This is a genomic window from Serratia sp. J2 (assembly GCF_046269175.1).
GTDB lineage: Bacteria > Pseudomonadota > Gammaproteobacteria > Enterobacterales > Enterobacteriaceae > Chania > Chania fonticola_C.
This window is the reverse complement of sequence record NZ_JBKABN010000007.1, coordinates 78,164-94,006: the sequence shown is the minus strand read 5'-3', so window position 1 is coordinate 94,006 and position 15,843 is coordinate 78,164. Positions and strand designations below refer to the sequence as shown.

15 protein-coding genes are annotated in these 15,843 nt (G+C 54.8%); 4 read left to right on the top strand and 11 right to left on the bottom strand.

Translation table 11 applies throughout. The annotated features are described in order from the left end of the window. Positions 1-56 precede the first annotated feature (56 nt). From ACKWMY_RS09675 to ACKWMY_RS09660, 4 genes are read left to right on the top strand one after another with little or no spacing between them, the layout of a single operon-like run. Positions 57-1,091: a hemin-degrading factor gene (locus tag ACKWMY_RS09675; RefSeq protein WP_409486235.1), complete on the top strand. Its 1,035-nt coding sequence runs from the start codon at positions 57-59 to the stop codon at positions 1,089-1,091. Then, positions 1,088-1,918, top strand: a complete 831-nt coding sequence (locus tag ACKWMY_RS09670; protein ID WP_409486234.1) for a hemin ABC transporter substrate-binding protein — start codon at positions 1,088-1,090, stop codon at positions 1,916-1,918. The genes ACKWMY_RS09675 and ACKWMY_RS09670 overlap by 4 nt, the downstream gene beginning before the upstream one ends. After that, a complete protein-coding gene (locus ACKWMY_RS09665; protein WP_024530002.1) occupies positions 1,918-2,922 on the top strand; it encodes a FecCD family ABC transporter permease in 1,005 nt (334 codons plus the stop codon). Before ACKWMY_RS09670 ends, ACKWMY_RS09665 begins: the two co-directional genes overlap by 1 nt. Beyond that, positions 2,915-3,700: a heme ABC transporter ATP-binding protein gene (locus ACKWMY_RS09660; protein ID WP_074031021.1), complete on the top strand. Its 786-nt coding sequence runs from the start codon at positions 2,915-2,917 to the stop codon at positions 3,698-3,700. Before ACKWMY_RS09665 ends, ACKWMY_RS09660 begins: the two co-directional genes overlap by 8 nt. A gap of 27 nt (positions 3,701-3,727) precedes the next feature. Here the strand turns inward: ACKWMY_RS09660 and ACKWMY_RS09655 are convergent, their stop codons facing one another. The 11 genes from ACKWMY_RS09655 to arnB all read right to left on the bottom strand — a co-directional run bounded on the left by ACKWMY_RS09655 (position 3,728) and on the right by arnB (position 15,576). Continuing rightward, a complete protein-coding gene (locus ACKWMY_RS09655; protein ID WP_074031020.1) occupies positions 3,728-5,170 on the bottom strand; it encodes a protein adenylyltransferase SelO in 1,443 nt (480 codons plus the stop codon). 271 nt (positions 5,171-5,441) lie between these two features. Next, complete coding sequence (locus tag ACKWMY_RS09650; protein WP_024530005.1) at positions 5,442-6,179, bottom strand: EAL domain-containing protein; 738 nt, start codon at positions 6,177-6,179, stop codon at positions 5,442-5,444. 300 nt (positions 6,180-6,479) lie between these two features. Continuing rightward, entirely contained in the window at positions 6,480-7,493 is a 1,014-nt protein-coding gene (locus ACKWMY_RS09645) for a lipoate--protein ligase A (protein ID WP_409486233.1), read from the bottom strand. A gap of 57 nt (positions 7,494-7,550) precedes the next feature. Next, positions 7,551-8,009: an NlpC/P60 family protein gene (locus tag ACKWMY_RS09640; protein ID WP_021178133.1), complete on the bottom strand. Its 459-nt coding sequence runs from the start codon at positions 8,007-8,009 to the stop codon at positions 7,551-7,553. Positions 8,010-8,176: 167 nt separating this feature from the next. Next, a complete protein-coding gene (arnF, locus tag ACKWMY_RS09635; protein WP_024530007.1) occupies positions 8,177-8,566 on the bottom strand; it encodes a 4-amino-4-deoxy-L-arabinose-phosphoundecaprenol flippase subunit ArnF in 390 nt (129 codons plus the stop codon). Further along, positions 8,563-8,907: a 4-amino-4-deoxy-L-arabinose-phosphoundecaprenol flippase subunit ArnE gene (gene arnE, locus ACKWMY_RS09630; RefSeq protein WP_024530008.1), complete on the bottom strand. Its 345-nt coding sequence runs from the start codon at positions 8,905-8,907 to the stop codon at positions 8,563-8,565. Before arnE ends, arnF begins: the two co-directional genes overlap by 4 nt. Next, positions 8,904-10,568, bottom strand: a complete 1,665-nt coding sequence (arnT, locus tag ACKWMY_RS09625) for a lipid IV(A) 4-amino-4-deoxy-L-arabinosyltransferase (RefSeq protein WP_074031019.1) — start codon at positions 10,566-10,568, stop codon at positions 8,904-8,906. Before arnT ends, arnE begins: the two co-directional genes overlap by 4 nt. Further along, positions 10,565-11,476, bottom strand: coding sequence for a 4-deoxy-4-formamido-L-arabinose-phosphoundecaprenol deformylase (gene arnD, locus ACKWMY_RS09620; RefSeq protein WP_024530010.1), 912 nt, complete (start codon positions 11,474-11,476; stop codon positions 10,565-10,567). Before arnD ends, arnT begins: the two co-directional genes overlap by 4 nt. Beyond that, entirely contained in the window at positions 11,473-13,455 is a 1,983-nt protein-coding gene (gene arnA / locus ACKWMY_RS09615; protein ID WP_024530011.1) for a bifunctional UDP-4-amino-4-deoxy-L-arabinose formyltransferase/UDP-glucuronic acid oxidase ArnA, read from the bottom strand. Before arnA ends, arnD begins: the two co-directional genes overlap by 4 nt. Then, entirely contained in the window at positions 13,455-14,435 is a 981-nt protein-coding gene (arnC, locus tag ACKWMY_RS09610; protein ID WP_024530012.1) for an undecaprenyl-phosphate 4-deoxy-4-formamido-L-arabinose transferase, read from the bottom strand. The genes arnA and arnC overlap by 1 nt, the downstream gene beginning before the upstream one ends. Beyond that, positions 14,422-15,576, bottom strand: coding sequence for a UDP-4-amino-4-deoxy-L-arabinose aminotransferase (arnB, locus tag ACKWMY_RS09605; protein ID WP_024530013.1), 1,155 nt, complete (start codon positions 15,574-15,576; stop codon positions 14,422-14,424). Before arnB ends, arnC begins: the two co-directional genes overlap by 14 nt. Positions 15,577-15,843 lie beyond the last annotated feature (267 nt).

Here is a 15,843-nt window from a genome sequence, read left to right as displayed (position 1 = left end):
CAGCGGGCAGGCCGTTTTTGCCCGCTCCTCCCCCCACAAGCACAGGAAGAAAAATAATGAGCGAGACCCTATACCAACGTTATGAGCAGGCGAAAATTGATCACCCAGGTAAATATGCCCGCGATCTGGCCGAGCTGTTGGGTATCAGCGAAGCCGAACTGACCCATGCCCGCGTCGGCCACGATGCTCGTCGCCTGCAAGCCGATGCCCGTACGCTGCTGACTGAACTGGAACAGGTCGGCGTCACCAAGTCCATCACGCGTAACAGCTATGCGGTACATGAACAGGTTGGGCGTTATCAGAATCAGCACCTCAGTGGTCATGCTGGGCTGATCCTCAACCCGCGCGAGCTGGATCTGCGCCTGTTCCTCAACCAATGGGCCAGCGTTTTTGCCCTGAGTGAAACCAACAAGCGTGGCGTGCGCCACAGCATCCAGTTCTTTGATCATCAAGGCGATGCGCTGCATAAGGTGTACACCACCGACGAAACCGATCTCGCCGCCTGGTTCGCCCTGGTCGAGCGCCATCAGACTGCGGAAAACTCGGCACTGGAGCTGCAACCGGTCGAGATTAAAGAGAGTAACAGCGCGCCGGATACCGCCAAAATCGATGCCGACTGGCGTGCCATGACCGACGTCCACCAGTTCTTCCAACTGCTAAGCCGCAATAATCTGACCCGTCAGCAGGCCTTCCGCGCCGTGGGTAACGATCTTGCCTATCGCGTGGACAACAGCTCGCTGACGGCGATCCTGGAAGCCGCCAAGTCTGCGCAAAACGAAATCATGATCTTCGTCGGCAACCGGGGCTGCGTACAGATCTTTACCGGCCAGATTGAGCGCCTGATGCCCCAGGATGGCTGGGTCAACATCTTCAACCGCCACTTTACCCTGCACCTGATTGAAGGGGCGATCGCCGAAAGCTGGATCACACGCAAACCAACCAAAGATGGCATGGTCACCAGCCTGGAGCTATTTGCCGCCGATGGCACCCAGATCGCCCAACTTTACGGGCAACGTACCGAAGGCCAACCGGAGCAGTTGCAGTGGCGTGAACAGGTTGCTGCACTTGAACCGAAGGATGTCGCCGCATGATAGCTTCATTGTTTCGTCGCCTGGCGCTGTGCGTTGCGCTGGCATTTCCATTAGCCGCCGTGGCGGCAGAGAGGATTGTTTCGATAGGGGGTGACGTGACCGAGATTGCCTTCGCGCTGGGCGCGGGTGATGAAGTTGTGGCTCGAGACAGTACCAGCCTACATCCTGCTGCGGTGCAGACATTGCCAGACGTGGGCTATATGCGCCAACTGAATGCCGAAGGTATCCTGGCGCTGAAACCCACCCTGATCCTGACCACCGAGTTGGCGGAGCCAGCATTGGTGCTTAAGCAGCTGGAAGACAGTGGCGTGAAGGTGGTGCGTATTCCTGGGGATACCACCGTGCAGGCGGTGCCTGAAAAAATCAGCGTGATAGCCGATGCCATCAATCGCAGTAGCCAAGGCAAGCAGTTGGCTGAACGCTATCAGCAACAGTTGGCAGCGGTAGCCAATACGCCGCTGCCGGTGAAAGTACTGTTCGTGATGAGTCACGGGGGTATTACCCCCATGGCCGCGGGCCAGCAAACTGCGGCAGATGCCATTATCAGAGCGGCTGGGTTGAAAAACGCGATGCAAGGTTTCAGCCGTTACCGCCCGCTCTCGCAAGAGGGCGTGATTGCCAGCGCACCAGACTTGCTGTTGGTGACTACCGATGGCGTTCGCTCCATCGGTGGCCAGGAAAACCTGTGGCTGTTGCCCGGCATGGCTCTGACACCGGCGGGGAAAAACCGCCGCGTGCTGATCGTTGATGATATGGCGCTGCTCGGTTTTGGTCTTGAAACGCCGCAGGCGCAGGGCCTGTTGCGTAAAGCGGCGGAGCAAAAGTAATGCGTTGCCGAACCTCGCCCCGCCTGGCGATCGGCAGCCTGCTGATCCTGCTGACGATCCTGGCACTTGGGGCCGCTAACCTGGGGGCGTTGACACTATCATTTCGCACCCTGTGGCAGGCTCCTCTCAGCGATACCTCCTGGCATATCTGGCTGAATATTCGTCTGCCACGCGTGCTGTTGGCCGTGGTGATCGGCTGTGCGTTGGCGGTTTCCGGTGCAGTGATGCAAGGACTGTTTCGCAACCCCTTGGCCGATCCAAGCCTGTTGGGGATCAGCAGCGGCGGTGCACTGTTCGTCGCCCTGGTGATCGTCATGCCGCTGGCCCTGCCCCCGCTCATCGCGCTATACAGCCATATGCTGGCGGCGTTTCTTGGCAGCCTGCTGGTTTCGATACTGATTTACGGCATCAGCCGCAGCGGGCACGGCAGCCTTTCTCGGCTGTTGCTGGCCGGTATCGCCATCAATGCGCTGTGCATGGCGGCGATTGGTGTGCTGTCGTACCTCAGTAGCGACCAGCAATTACGTCAGTTTTCACTCTGGATGATGGGCAGCCTTAGCCAGTCACAGTGGCCTACCCTGGTAGTGTCCGCTTCGCTGATCCTGCCAGCCGCATTGCTGACGCTGTTACAGGCTCGTCGTTTGAATCTGCTACAGCTGGGTGATGAAGAAGCACATTACCTTGGAGTTAATGTGCAACGCGCCAAGCTGCAGTTGCTACTGTTGAGCGCTCTGCTGATTGGGGCTGCCGTAGCGATGAGTGGCGTGATCGGCTTTATTGGCCTGGTGGTACCCCACCTGGTGCGTATGCGGCTTGGGGGCGATCACCGCTGGTTGTTGCCAGCCTCTGCCCTCGGCGGTGCCTGCCTGCTGTTGGTGAGCGATACGCTGGCACGGACGCTGGTCGCTCCGGCAGAAATGCCGGTAGGCCTGATGACCAGCCTGATCGGTGGTCCCTATTTTCTGTGGCTGGTGATGCGCCAGCGGGAGCGCACCGGTGGATGATTCATCAAAGCTGACAGCACGGCAATTGCGTTACAACCTGGGGGATCGCAGGCTGATCACCGATGTCTCCCTCAGCATCACCAGTGGCGAAATGGTGGCGATTATCGGCCCCAACGGCGCGGGGAAGTCGACCCTGCTACGCTTACTTACTGGTTATCTGGCAGCAGACTGTGGCGAGTGCCGCCTGCAAGGTAAACCGCTTGAGCAGTGGCAACCGCAGCAGTTAGCCAAGGTCCGGGCGGTAATGCGTCAACACAGCGAACTGGCCTTTCCGTTTACCGTGGAAGAAGTGGTTGCCATGGGTCGCTCTCCGCATAGCGGGCGCGATGCCAAACGGGCGATCCAACAGGTGATGGAGCAGACCGATTGCACCAGCCTGGCCCAACGTGATTACCGCCAGCTTTCCGGCGGGGAACAGCAACGGGTGCAACTGGCCAGAGTATTGGTGCAGTTGTGGCAGCCGCAACCCGCACCATCCTGGTTATTTCTTGATGAACCCACCTCGGCGCTCGATCTGTATCATCAACAGCATACCTTACGCCTGCTGCGCTCCCTGACGCGTCAGCAGCCGTTGGCGGTCTGTTGCGTATTGCACGATCTTAATCTGGCCGCGCTGTATGCCGATCGTATTCTGTTGTTGCATCAGGGCCGCCTGGTCGCTTCCGGTACCCCACAGCAGGTATTGCAGACAGATATCCTGACACGTTGGTATCAGGCAGATCTCGGTGTCGCCGCCCACCCGGAGACCGCACTGCCGCAGGTGTTTTTACGTCAGTAACGCTAAGCCATGGAGGGCTTGCTACATTCAGCTCGAACAGGAAATTTCCAGATGCTTGCCCCAATCCGGTGGCAAGGCCGCCAGATCGTCATACTGAGCATCGTCGGCGAAAGGTTGCAGCAACGCCTGGTGCAAACGCGCCAACTTGCTGACATCGTCCTGCTCTGCCGCTTCGATAGCCTGCTGCGCCAAATAATTACGCAAAATCAGTTTAGGATTCGCCAGCTTCATCGCTTGCTGGCGCTCGGCATCACTCACCTGCTCAAGCTGTAAGCGCTGGCGATACTTTTGATACCAACCGTCAAAGGCGCCGCGATCGATAAAGTCATCACGCAATGGCGTTTGCGCCTGCTGCTGCTCAACGGCGCTCAATAAGCGGAAGGTGCGAGTGTAGTCACGTCCCTCTTGCGCCATCAGGCTCAATAAGCCGGTCAGCAGATCGTTATCCTGTTTTGACTGGGTAAACAAGCCCAGTTTGGCACGCATTTGCTCACCATAAGCCTGCATCAACGCCGGTTCATAGGCGGCCAGTGCCTGCTGTAACTGCTCGGCACTCAGCAAACCGGATAGCGTTTGCGCCAATCGATGCAGGTTCCATAACCCCACGGCAGGCTGGTTATCGAACGCATAACGACCCTGATGATCGGAGTGGTTGCAGATATAATCGGGCCGGTAGTCATCAAGGAAGCCATAAGGTCCATAATCCATCGTCAGGCCGAGGATCGACATATTGTCGGTATTCATCACGCCGTGGGCAAACCCCACACACTGCCAATGGGCAATCATACGAGCGGTGCGTTCCACCACATCGGTAAACCACAGCAGATAGCGATCCTGCTCATCAACCCATTGCGACCAATGGCGGGCAATAACGAAGTCCGCCAATTGCCTGACCTGCTCCGACTGTTGGCGGTAATAGAAATGTTCGAAATGCCCAAAGCGGACATGGCTTTCCGCCACCCGCAGCAGCATTGCCCCGCGCTCCGGTTGTTCACGGAACACAGGATGTTCGCTGGTGACAATTGTCAGGGCCCGCGTCGTCGGGATCCCCAGATGGTATAGCGCCTCGGAGGCCAGGAATTCACGGATCACCGAGCGTAGCACCGCCCGCCCATCGCCCATGCGTGAATATGGCGTTAAGCCAGCGCCTTTCAGATGCCAGTCCATACTGCGGCCGTCCACGAGCCGCTGTTCGCCCAGCAGGATCCCCCGGCCATCTCCCAACTGACCCGCCCAGGAACCAAACTGATGGCCGCTGTAAACCTGCGCCAAAGGCTGCATGCCGGGCAACAGGGTTTCTCCTGCCCAGATTGGCGTTTTCTCCGGGGTAAACCAGCTTGCGTCCAACCCCAGTTCCTGAGCCAGTGGCTGGCTGTAATACAGTAAACGGGCCGCTTTAAGCGGCGTCGGCTGCAGTGCGGTATAAAAACCGGGCAGTTGTTGGTAATAAGCGTTTTCAAATTGCGGCATAGGCCCTCCGTAACACTTAGTGTAGAGCCTGGAGGTGCGGATTAACACGGAGGATTTACAAGGGATTCGCCCCTGGCCGATAACCTGCAGGGGCGCGGTAGACTAAAAAGCTGCAGCTTGGTTATTTAGCGCCTGCGGCGTGAGTCTTTTAATGACCTACTACGCGCATGGCTAAAGTGCTTTATCAATGATAAAGCGACAATAATTATCAGTACTGGGATCACGGTAAAAATCATCCAGTCCACTATTTACCCCGGTATGTAAGTAAAAATCAGCTATTATTATCGAACTCTTCAGCAATCCTGCGTAGAGACCGCAGATTATCCACACTGATGGCAGGCCATAAAAACCCCTGTAGCCCTAAAACACCGGTGTTAGTCAGTTTATTGAAATACTCATGTTTCTCAATGCCGCAAACAATAACTCCCTTACAAAGTTGATTGATATTCTTAAGCAGTGAATCGATGACCAGGTCATATCCCTGTTGGGTAACCAATTGCCAATAAAAGCGTTTGTCGATCTTCACAAAATCAAATAAACCATCGTACAACGCGGTCAACGTCGCTTTGCCAGAACCGAAACCATCGAGCCAAAGCGAAAAGTAGGAACTTAACAAGCGGATTTTTCCGTTGTCTTTCCCCGCGGAAAGGTTGGGAAAACTCTCATTAATTTCAAAAGCAATAAACGGCAGCTGCTGCACTCGCTGACGACATGTCTCGCTGCCAAGTAACCAATCGACAACCGTTTCTTCGATATTAATGGTCAATGTCACCCCGCTGGCAACAAACCATGACGCGTGCTTTTCAGCCAGCGTGAGTTGGTCGTTGAATAACTCAATCCTTTGTTCTGGGGTTAATAACCGCAGGCCGATCTCCGTAGGCATCGCCAGGTTGTCGCCCGAGCCAGTAAAACGGGTGAGAAGTTCCACCGCCAGCAATCTTCCCGTCATGGCGTAAATCGGCAAGAAGACGTACTGACTAATAAAATCAACGTCAGATTGAATATTCATTTTAATGCCAGAGGCTTAATGACGTGCAAACCATCGTATAACAATAAGTTATACCGATCAATCCCTCGGGAATAGTTCATAAATAGTAATGTGATTAGCTAGGCGTTGCCAAGTAATTGATAGCTTTAGCGATGTTTTTTTGTTCAGGCAGTCAGGTGCGATAATTATATTTGCGGCATCTATCGTTACACATTAAAAGCTTTACGCAATGCGTGAGTTATTTTTTATGTTCAACGATCAGGTGATGCGGCGACCACCTGATTTCATTAATAAAATTCCTAACTTATTTACCACACAGCACTACTTAATGGTTTCCAACAACCAACGCTGCAACTCACTAAGCTCGCTCTCCTGCTGTGGATATTGCGCTACCAGCTGTGCACAACAGTCTGCCAACGCCTCGCTGCGATAGGCACATCCCACCAGCTTTTCGGCCAAAGTCTGTAATGGCGCAGGGTTGAGGCTGTCGGTGAATATCTGCGCGCGTACAATCGCGCCCTTCTCGACGTCAAAAAAGATATCCACCCCACCCCAGGTAAATCGTTCATTCAGCAAGTGGCTAAACGCTGGCGCTTTGCCAAAATTCCATTCCCAACTGCTCTGCTTGGCAAATTGCTGGGCAAAATCAGGCAGGTCTGGGAAGACATCCGGGGAGATCGCTTCCGGCTGTGCCGTTTCACCATAATGGGCGAAGAAAGCCTGAATAACGGCGTCACAAACCTGCTGATGGTCGATTTCTGGCACAAACTCGGCCAGGTTAGCGACCCTGGAACGTACAGAAGTGATGCCTTTCGCCTGCAATTTTTTCGGATCGGGATTGAGATAATCCGCCAGGCGATTGAGATCGGCATTCAACAATAGCGTACCGTGATGAAAGCCACGATCCTGGGTTTCTCGATAGGCTGAACCGGAAATTTTGCGCATTCCGTCGGCCGTTTCAACCACCAGATCGTTACGCCCGGAAGCCAATGCATCAATCCCAAGCTGTTTCAGCGCCGCCAAAATAATGCCGGTAGAAACGGTTTTATCGTAGCCGGGCTTACCGGCCATAAAGGTAAAGCAGGTATTGCCCAGGTCGTGAAACACCGCCCCGCCGCCGCTGCTGCGCCGTGCCAGACGAATGCCATCCTGTTCCATCCGCCGGGTATTGCATTCTTTCCACGGGTTCTGCGACTGGCCAATTACCACGGTTTCAGCATTACGCCACAGGAAGAGGATTTTTTGCGTGGTCATTTCGCGGAAGATGCACTCTTCTACCGCCAGATTAAACCAGGGATCGTAGGAATCAGAAATCAATAAACGTAAGGAATTCATGGCAGTCACCTCATCATGCAGTGCTGCCATAATACACCAGATAGGGGGTTTGGGTCGTTAAATCCGGCGCGCCTGCCAGTACACCTTGCGCCAGTAAACGTTGTTGAGTGAAGAACGCGTCACGCCTTTGCTGGTCGAGGCATGAATAAACTCGTCGTTGGTATCGTAGATCCCCACATGCAGGCCATTCTCTCCGCTGCCGGTTTTAAAGAACACCAGATCGCCCGGCATCAGCTCGTCGCGCGAGACTTTGGTCCCCAGCCCGGTTTGCTGCGCCGTGGAGCGCGGTAATTGCATATCAAAACGATCGCTGAAGGTGCGATAGACAAAGCCGGAACAGTCAACACCGCCGCGATCCAGCCCGCCGTAGCGATACGGAGTGCCATACCATTGACGCAGTTGCTCGTTCAATTGCGCTACCACCACAATGGAATCGGACAAACGGCCACTCGGCGGTGGCGCATGGCTGCTGCAACCGGCGAGAATTAAACTGGCTAATAGAAACCACACACGCATCGCATTTTACCTTTCACTTGAACACCGAACCGGATCAACCGCCTGCGGTATTTCACCACGCCACTCCAGGTAAGGAGAATGCTGTTTGGCGTTAATTTATCGCCCAAGATAATAAAAAGGCAAGCTTTGTGCGTGAGATATTCGAATCGACAGCGTTTTTTCCGCTATTAACGGTTTTTTTCCGCCCGATGGCTATTAATCAACCAGACGCCGAACAGAATAAACACTGTCCCCAGCGTTTTAAGCAAGGTGGCCGATTCATTAAACCAGGGCAGGATCACCGCCGCCAGGTAAACCAGCGCATAACTGACGCTCAACAGCGGATAAGCCCGGTTCAGCGGCAGGTAATGAAGCGCAAAGAACCAGCACAGCATTGATAATCCATAGCCGAAAATCCCGGCGGCCACCGCCAGCAAGGCCATTCCATACTGGTTGAGTAACGGCCAGGTAACATCGGCAAAGGACAACAGCGGGATCTGCCCCATCCCCCATTTCATCAACAGCTGGGCCAACGTGACTAACAGAACGCTGCCCGCCCCCCAAAGATAACCTTTCATGATTGCAGACTCATCATCAGGATCCCCAGCATAATCGACGCCACGCCGCACCAGTGGCGCACCGTGGTCGGCTCGTTAAACAACCAGCGTGCCGCCAGCGTCACCAGGACAAAGTTGAGGCTCAGCATCGGATAGGCCAAGCTGAGCGGCAGGCGCTGCAATACATTTAGCCACACCAGCATGCCCAGCCCCAATAACAATACTGCCAGCGCCAACCAGCGCAGCGTTAAAGCCCGTCGCCGCTCGCCAGCCTGTTGCCAGGTAAGGGCAGCCTGCTTCTGACACAGCTGCCCCGCACAGGTGAACAGGCTAACCAGGATCACCAATAAATACGCCATCATGGCTGCTGCTTGTACCATACCAATGCCATGCGATGCATCTCGACAACGCTGTCTGGCGTTGGCAAATCTGTCGGCACGTGCTCACCACGGGAGAGTTGCATGATCAGTGACACATCCCCTTGTTTGCGAGCCTCAGCCAACCAGCCAGCAAAATCTTCTTCGCTGATATAGTGGCCGCGCGCATCGGGATACGCCAAGCCATAAGTAAGCTCGCCTTTTTCACCGTACATCAGCACATCGCTGCGTTTCAGTTCCCAGGCCAGGCCTGCAGCGATACCCACGCGATCGGCCAGCACAAACTGGCTCTGGCTGAGCGTAGCTATATTCTCACGAATGAAGTTTTGCGGCTGCTTGGAGTCGATCACCTGTTGCGGAATAGCGTAACCGATCAACAGACAAAGCAGCAGCGGGCAAGCGGCCGCCCAGGTCCAGCGTTTCGCGTTATCACGAGCGGAAATCACGGCAAACAGCAGCCAACCACCAAAGGCAATCAGGCCGAGCACGATTTTCGGCCACTCATCGGCGGTAAACAGATGCACTTTAGGTAACACACCTGAGCCGATGAGCAACAACGCGATAATGCCAATCAGCCCAAACAGGCCATTTAGCACGGCATTCATCTTGAATACCCGAGTACGTAACTGCCCCGCGCAATCCTCGGCGTAAGCCGCCATCAGCAGTGCCAACGGCGCCATGCAAGGCAGAATATAGGTAGGCAACTTGCCTTTGGCGATGCTGAAGAAGATCAGCGGCATCACCACCCAGCTCAACAGGAAAAACAGCTCCGGGCGCTGCACACGCTCACGCCATCCCTTGAGCAGGGAACCTGGCAATAACCCCAACCACGGCAGTACCGCAGCGATCAGGATCGGGATGTAATACCAAAAAGGTGCCTTATGCTGGGCATTGTCTTCGGCAAAGCGCTGAATATGCTCCACCCAGAAGAAGTAGTTCCAATAGTCCGGCTCTCGTTGAGCCACCGCCAGCGCCCACGGCAGGCTGAGCAGTACCGCCACCACAATCGCCACTGGCCCATAGCAGAACAGATCTTTGACCTTACGCTGCTGAATAACAATGGGGATAACGGCAATCACCGGCACCGCCAGCGCCAGGAAGCCTTTGGTCATAAAGCCCATACCACAGGCCAGCCCGAGCAACACATAGGCACCCAGCTTACCTTTGGCTGTGGAGGCTTTCAGCGTCAGGTAATAACTGACCATGGCTGCCGTCAGCCACAGCGAGATCATCGGATCGAGCACGCTGTAAGTGCCGATACTGAATACCAGCACCATCGACAGGAAGATCAGCACCGCCAGATAGGCACGACGCGCATTTTTCCACATCAGCCAGGCCAGAGCAAAGACCAGCAAGGCAGTCAGACCCGTGCTGAATATCGAGCCAAAGCGCACGGCAAAGTTACTATCGCCGAACAACCACTGGCTAATGTTGTTAAACCAGTAACCGGCAACCGGTTTTTCAAAATAGCGCAGGCCTAGCAGGTTAGGCACTATCCAATCTCCGCGCGCCAGCATTTCACGGCTAATTTCGGCGTAGCGGGTTTCATCCGGCTGCCATAGCAGCCGCCCATTCACCGGCAGCAGATACACCAGGGCAAAAAAAATGGCCAATACAATGGCCCAGGATCCTTTCAACGCTTTCATGAAACCTTTTCTCCCCCAACTTCGGTTTGATAACCCAACCAGCCTTCTCGGCCAGGAAATGGTGCGCGAGTAATGCGGCCTAACGGCAGTGATGACACATCTTGGGGCAGCAATGCACTCAGCGGGCAGAACTCGATACCTTGCTGTTTTGCACGCTGTAACAGTTGTTCGAACATGGCCGACTGCGACATGCCTTCCACCTCGGTATGTATGGTGTACACAGGCACCCCACGATCGTTTTCTATCGCTCGCAAAATATAATCATTGAAATCCGCCATGCTGGTCTCACGACCAATCACCTCATCAAAGGTTGGAAGAGTCACGGGGATTTGCACCGTGCCCGGTTGGCCATTCTCTAATAGCGGACGGAACGGGTGGGTGCCACGGCAATCACTGTTATACTCGAAACTAAAACCTTGCTTAACCTCCACGACGCGCTGATCGGCACGCCACCCCGCCACCGCCGAAAATCGGACCGGTTGACCGATCGCGTTTGACAGCGCATCAACGCCCAACTGAACCTGGTGCGTCAACTCGGGTTTGGACCACTTCCCCACCTTGGCCTGCCACCCTTGATGATCCCAGGCATGCAAACCCACTTCGTGGCCCATCTCCAACGTGCGTTTCATCAACGGCCCCAAAGATCGGGAAATATTCCTCCCAGGCCACGCGGTCCCCGCCAGCAGGATATCCCAGCCGTACAGGGAGGCGGCCTTGGAACGTAGCATTTTCAGCAGGAATTGGGGACGAAGCAGGCGCCACAAGTGGCGCCCCATGTTGTCCGGCCCGACGCTGAAGAAGAAGCTGGCCTGAATATCGTACTTGGCAAACAGTTCCAGCAGGCGCGGCACCCCTTCACGGGTACCGCTAAAGGTGTCTACATCAACTCGCAGGCCGACCTTCCTCATGCACCATCACCTTCCTTTACCGTGGTACGCAGGAAGTAGTCCAGAGTTTCGGCAACGGTTTGCTGCATGGCGATCGTCGGCTGCCAGCCCAGCAGGCGGCGCGCGTTCTTGATGCTTGGCGTACGGTGCTCAACGTCCTGATACCCTTTGCCGTAGTAGCTGCTGCTTTCCACGTCCTTGAAACCGGCAAACGGCGGGAAATTGCCGCGCAGCGGATGTTCATTGAAGCTGGCCAACAGCATTTCCGCCAGCTCACGAATACTGGCTTCGTTGGTTGGGTTGCCGATGTTGACGATCTGACCATCACATTGGCCATCGCGGTTTTCAATAATGCGATACAGCGCTTCAATACCGTCGTTGATATCGGTAAAGCAACGTTTCTGCGCCCCACCGTCCACCAGCTTGATCGGTGAGCCTTCGACCAGATTCAGGATCAACTGGGTGATTGCACGCGATGAGCCGATACGTGCCGCATCCAGGTTATCCAGGCGTGGCCCCATCCAGTTAAACGGACGGAACAGCGTGAACTTCAGGCCTTCTTTGGCCCCGTAAGCCCAGATAACCCGGTCCAACAGCTGTTTGGAGACCGAATAGATCCAGCGCTGTTTATTGATTGGCCCGACGATCAGGCGCGAGGTGTCCTCATCAAACTCTTTATCGTCACACATGCCATAAACTTCTGAAGTGGACGGGAAGATGATGCGTTTGTTGTATTTCACACAGTCGCGGACGATTTTCAGGTTTTCTTCGAAATCCAACTCGAACACGCGCAGCGGATTACGGGTGTATTCGATCGGTGTGGCGATTGCCACCAGTGGCAGTACCACGTCGCACTTCTTGATGTGATACTCGATCCACTCGGAATGAATGCTGATATCCCCTTCCACAAAGTGGAAGCGCGGGTTATCCAGGAAGCGGCTGATGGCGTCAGAGCCGATATCCAGACCGTAGATATCGTAGCGGTCTTCGCGCAGCAGACGTTCGGTGAGATGGTTGCCGATAAAGCCATTGACACCCAGGATCAGCACGCGGGTCCGGCGCTTCATCACAGAGCTTGGTTTGGCAGCCAGACGTACGTCGCTCACCATGCCCATTTCCGCTGCCAGGCGGCTGCCTTGCACATACAAACCAGACTCGCTTTGGCCAGCCACGATTTCCAGCGCACCTTCACCACAGGCAATTACCAGTGGGGTGGTGCTCAGCACCGTGCCTGGCTGCTTATCATGCGCGGTATCCAGAACGCGTGCGCGCCAAACGATCACCTTGCGCTGCCCCAGATAGCTGAATGCGCCCGGATAAGGTTCGGTGACAGCTCGCACCAGGTTGTTGATTTCATGAGCAGACTTGTGCCACTGGATCTCACCATCAGCAGCGGTACGGCGGCCAAAATAGCTGGCATCCGCTTCGTTTTGCACCGTCAGGCTGGCCGTACCGTTTTTCAGTTTCGGCAGTTGTTCTTTCAAGACGATCTGCGCCGCTTCCAACACTTTTTTGTGCAGCGTCAGTGCGGTGTCCTGATCGGAAATCGCCACTTTATGCTGACCTACGATATCACCGGCATCCGGACGTTTGACCATCTTGTGCAGCGTGGCACCGGTTTCGGTTTCGCCGTTCACCAGCGCCCAGTTGATCGGCGCGCGGCCACGGTAGCGTGGCAACAGTGAACCATGCAGGTTAAAACCACCTTTTGGAGCCAGAGACAGGATCTCATCGCTCAACATATTGCGGTAGTAGAAAGAGAAAATGATATCCGGCTGTAGCTCACGGATACGCTCAACCCACAACGGATGATTGACATCTTCCGGTGCATACACCGGCAGCTCCAGTTCAGCACCCTGGCGAGCAACGGAAGAGAAGAAGTTGTTTTCACCTGGATCATCGGTATGGGTAAATACGGCCTGTACGTCATAACCCGCTTCTGTCAGCGCTTTCAAGCCTGCGCAGCCGATATCATGGTAAGCAAATACAATAGCTTTCATCATTCTTCTTCCTGAGTATTTTGGGTTGGCTTGGCGCCGACCACTTTCTGGACAAAATAGCGGGGACGAGCACGGACGTCGTTATAAATCCGGCCGATGTACTCCCCTAACAATCCCATACCGACAAACTGTGCACCGATAAAGGTGAATAACACTGCAAACAGCGTGAAGACTCCGCCTGCCGCCCATTCTGGCCCCAAGACCAAGCGCAGCACGATCAACAACACCGCCAGCACGAAGCCCGACAGTGCAATCACGCTGCCTATCACGCTAAGCAGACGCAGCGGCGTGGTGGTCAGGCAGGTGATCAGGTCATACATCAGGTTGATCAGCTTCATCAGGCTATATTTGGAGTCACCGAACTCGCGTTCAGCGTGACGCACCTCGATCTCCGTGGTACGGCGAGCAAAGGTGTTGGCCAGGATCGGAATAAAGGTACTGCGCTCATGGCAATGCAGCATCGCTTCGATGATATGGCGACGATAGGCACGCAGCATGCATCCATAGTCGCCCATGGATTTACCGGTCGCGCGCTGGATCATCATATTGATCATGCGGGAGGCCGTCTTGCGGAACCAGGAGTCCTGACGGTTGGCACGCACGGTACCCACCACGTCATAACCCTCTTCCGCGACGCTGACCAGACGGGGAATTTCCTCCGGCGGGTTTTGCAAATCGGCATCCAGGGTGATCACCAGATCGCCACTGACCTGATTGAAGCCCGCCATGATGGCGGAATGCTGGCCGTAGTTACGGTTCAGCAACACGGCAATAATGCAGCTATCAGGCTGTTCCGCCGCGGCGGTCAGCATGGCGGCAGAGTTGTCGCTGCTGCCATCATCAATCAGAATAATTTCGTAAGGTTGCAATAGTTGTTTACAGGCGGCGGTGGTGCGCTCCAACAAGGCAGGTAAACTCTCCTGCTCGTTGTACACCGGGATCACCACCGAAACTTTGCTAATAGGTTCAGCGCGAGACACGGGAAGACTCCAATACGGAAGACAAGGCATTGACCACGCGATCGACATCGGCTTCGGTCATATCTGGGAACAGCGGTAAAGTGCACAGGCGTGCCGAGTTCCATTCGGTATTGGGCAGTGACAGCTGTGGGTAACGTTCGCGGTAGAATTTTTGCGTATGGGCGGCGCGGAAATGCAGACCGGTGCCGACCCCAACTTCTTTCAGCCGTTCCATCAGTTGATCGCGCCCAATGCCGCAACGTTGTTCATCAACACGCACCATAAACAGGTGCCAGGCGTGATCGTGCGGATAATCTGGTAACCCCAACGGCTGGAAAGGCGAATCTTGCAGCGCGGCCAGGTAACGTTCCGCCAGCACCTTGCGCCGGGCGTTCAACTCTGGCAAACGCGCCAGCTGCACCACAGCGATCGCCGCATGAATATCTGACAGGTTGTATTTGTAGCCAGGTTCAACCACTTCTGCCTGCGGCTTACGCCCCTGCAGTTGGCGGTCAAAAGCGTCAACACCCAGGCCGTGGAACTTCAGGCAGCGGACGCGATCGGCCAGTTCATCGTCATCGGTCGCGATCAGGCCGCCTTCAGCACAGGTCAGGTTTTTGATGGCGTGGAAAGAGAAAATGGCAGTACCACGCGCGCCCACCCATTCACCATTGAAACGGGTGCCTACGGCGTGAGCCGCATCTTCAATCAGGGGGAGGTTGTGGCGTTCAGCCACGGCGCGCAGTTCATCCATCGGTAATGGTGCGCCCGCATAGTGAACGGGAATAATCGCTTTGGTACGTGGGGTGATGGCCGCCTCAACATCGGCTGCACTGACCATCAAAGTGTCCCGGTCAACATCGATCATCACCGGCGTAGCGCCAAGCAATTCGATCATGTTGAGGGTGGAAACCCAGGTTTGTGAAGGGGTAATGACTTCATCCCCTGGCCCGATATCCAGAGCCATCAGAGTGATGTGCATCCCCGCCGTTGCAGAGCAGACGGCAACCGCATGCTTGCAGCCGAAAGTTCGGCAAAACTCGCTTTCCAACTGCTGATTTTGCGGCCCGGTGGTGATCCAGCCAGAACGCAACACCTTTTCTACCGCCGCAATTTCTTCATCCCCAATTGCCGGGCGTGAAAAAGGCAGGAATTGATCCATAATTAAACCCCAAACGTCTAGATTTTCTTTAAGCCACTGTAAGACTTTTACATTTAACGAATAGTAAACGTCGCAAAGAATGATCACTGGTGGATTAACTGCCAATGTACTTGGGCAAGCTTAACTAAACCTTAAGGGAGAAATTATTATCAGGAAACCTTCTGTAAAACTTCTTCATCAAGGAACCAATAATTAGTTGCATAATCATTGAGTTATGCAGTTATATTTTTTTACTTATTTTTTTTCAACCCGTTCAGCGTAGCAGGT

What these genes read in the sequence shown, in the direction of transcription:
- ACKWMY_RS09675 (WP_409486235.1), top strand. Translation starts at nt 57, where the DNA reads ATGAGCGAGACCCTATACCAACGTTATGAGCAGGCGAAAATTGATCAC.
- ACKWMY_RS09670 (WP_409486234.1), top strand. Translation starts at nt 1,088, where the DNA reads ATGATAGCTTCATTGTTTCGTCGCCTGGCGCTGTGCGTTGCGCTGGCA.
- ACKWMY_RS09665 (WP_024530002.1), top strand. Translation starts at nt 1,918, where the DNA reads ATGCGTTGCCGAACCTCGCCCCGCCTGGCGATCGGCAGCCTGCTGATC.
- ACKWMY_RS09655 (WP_074031020.1), bottom strand. Translation starts at nt 5,170, where the DNA reads ATGCCGCAATTTGAAAACGCTTATTACCAACAACTGCCCGGTTTTTAT.
- ACKWMY_RS09650 (WP_024530005.1), bottom strand. Translation starts at nt 6,179, where the DNA reads ATGAATATTCAATCTGACGTTGATTTTATTAGTCAGTACGTCTTCTTG.
- ACKWMY_RS09645 (WP_409486233.1), bottom strand. Translation starts at nt 7,493, where the DNA reads ATGAATTCCTTACGTTTATTGATTTCTGATTCCTACGATCCCTGGTTT.
- ACKWMY_RS09640 (WP_021178133.1), bottom strand. Translation starts at nt 8,009, where the DNA reads ATGCGTGTGTGGTTTCTATTAGCCAGTTTAATTCTCGCCGGTTGCAGC.
- arnF (WP_024530007.1), bottom strand. Translation starts at nt 8,566, where the DNA reads ATGAAAGGTTATCTTTGGGGGGCGGGCAGCGTTCTGTTAGTCACGTTG.
- arnE (WP_024530008.1), bottom strand. Translation starts at nt 8,907, where the DNA reads ATGATGGCGTATTTATTGGTGATCCTGGTTAGCCTGTTCACCTGTGCG.
- arnT (WP_074031019.1), bottom strand. Translation starts at nt 10,568, where the DNA reads ATGAAAGCGTTGAAAGGATCCTGGGCCATTGTATTGGCCATTTTTTTT.
- arnD (WP_024530010.1), bottom strand. Translation starts at nt 11,476, where the DNA reads ATGAGGAAGGTCGGCCTGCGAGTTGATGTAGACACCTTTAGCGGTACC.
- arnA (WP_024530011.1), bottom strand. Translation starts at nt 13,455, where the DNA reads ATGAAAGCTATTGTATTTGCTTACCATGATATCGGCTGCGCAGGCTTG.
- arnB (WP_024530013.1), bottom strand. Translation starts at nt 15,576, where the DNA reads ATGGATCAATTCCTGCCTTTTTCACGCCCGGCAATTGGGGATGAAGAA.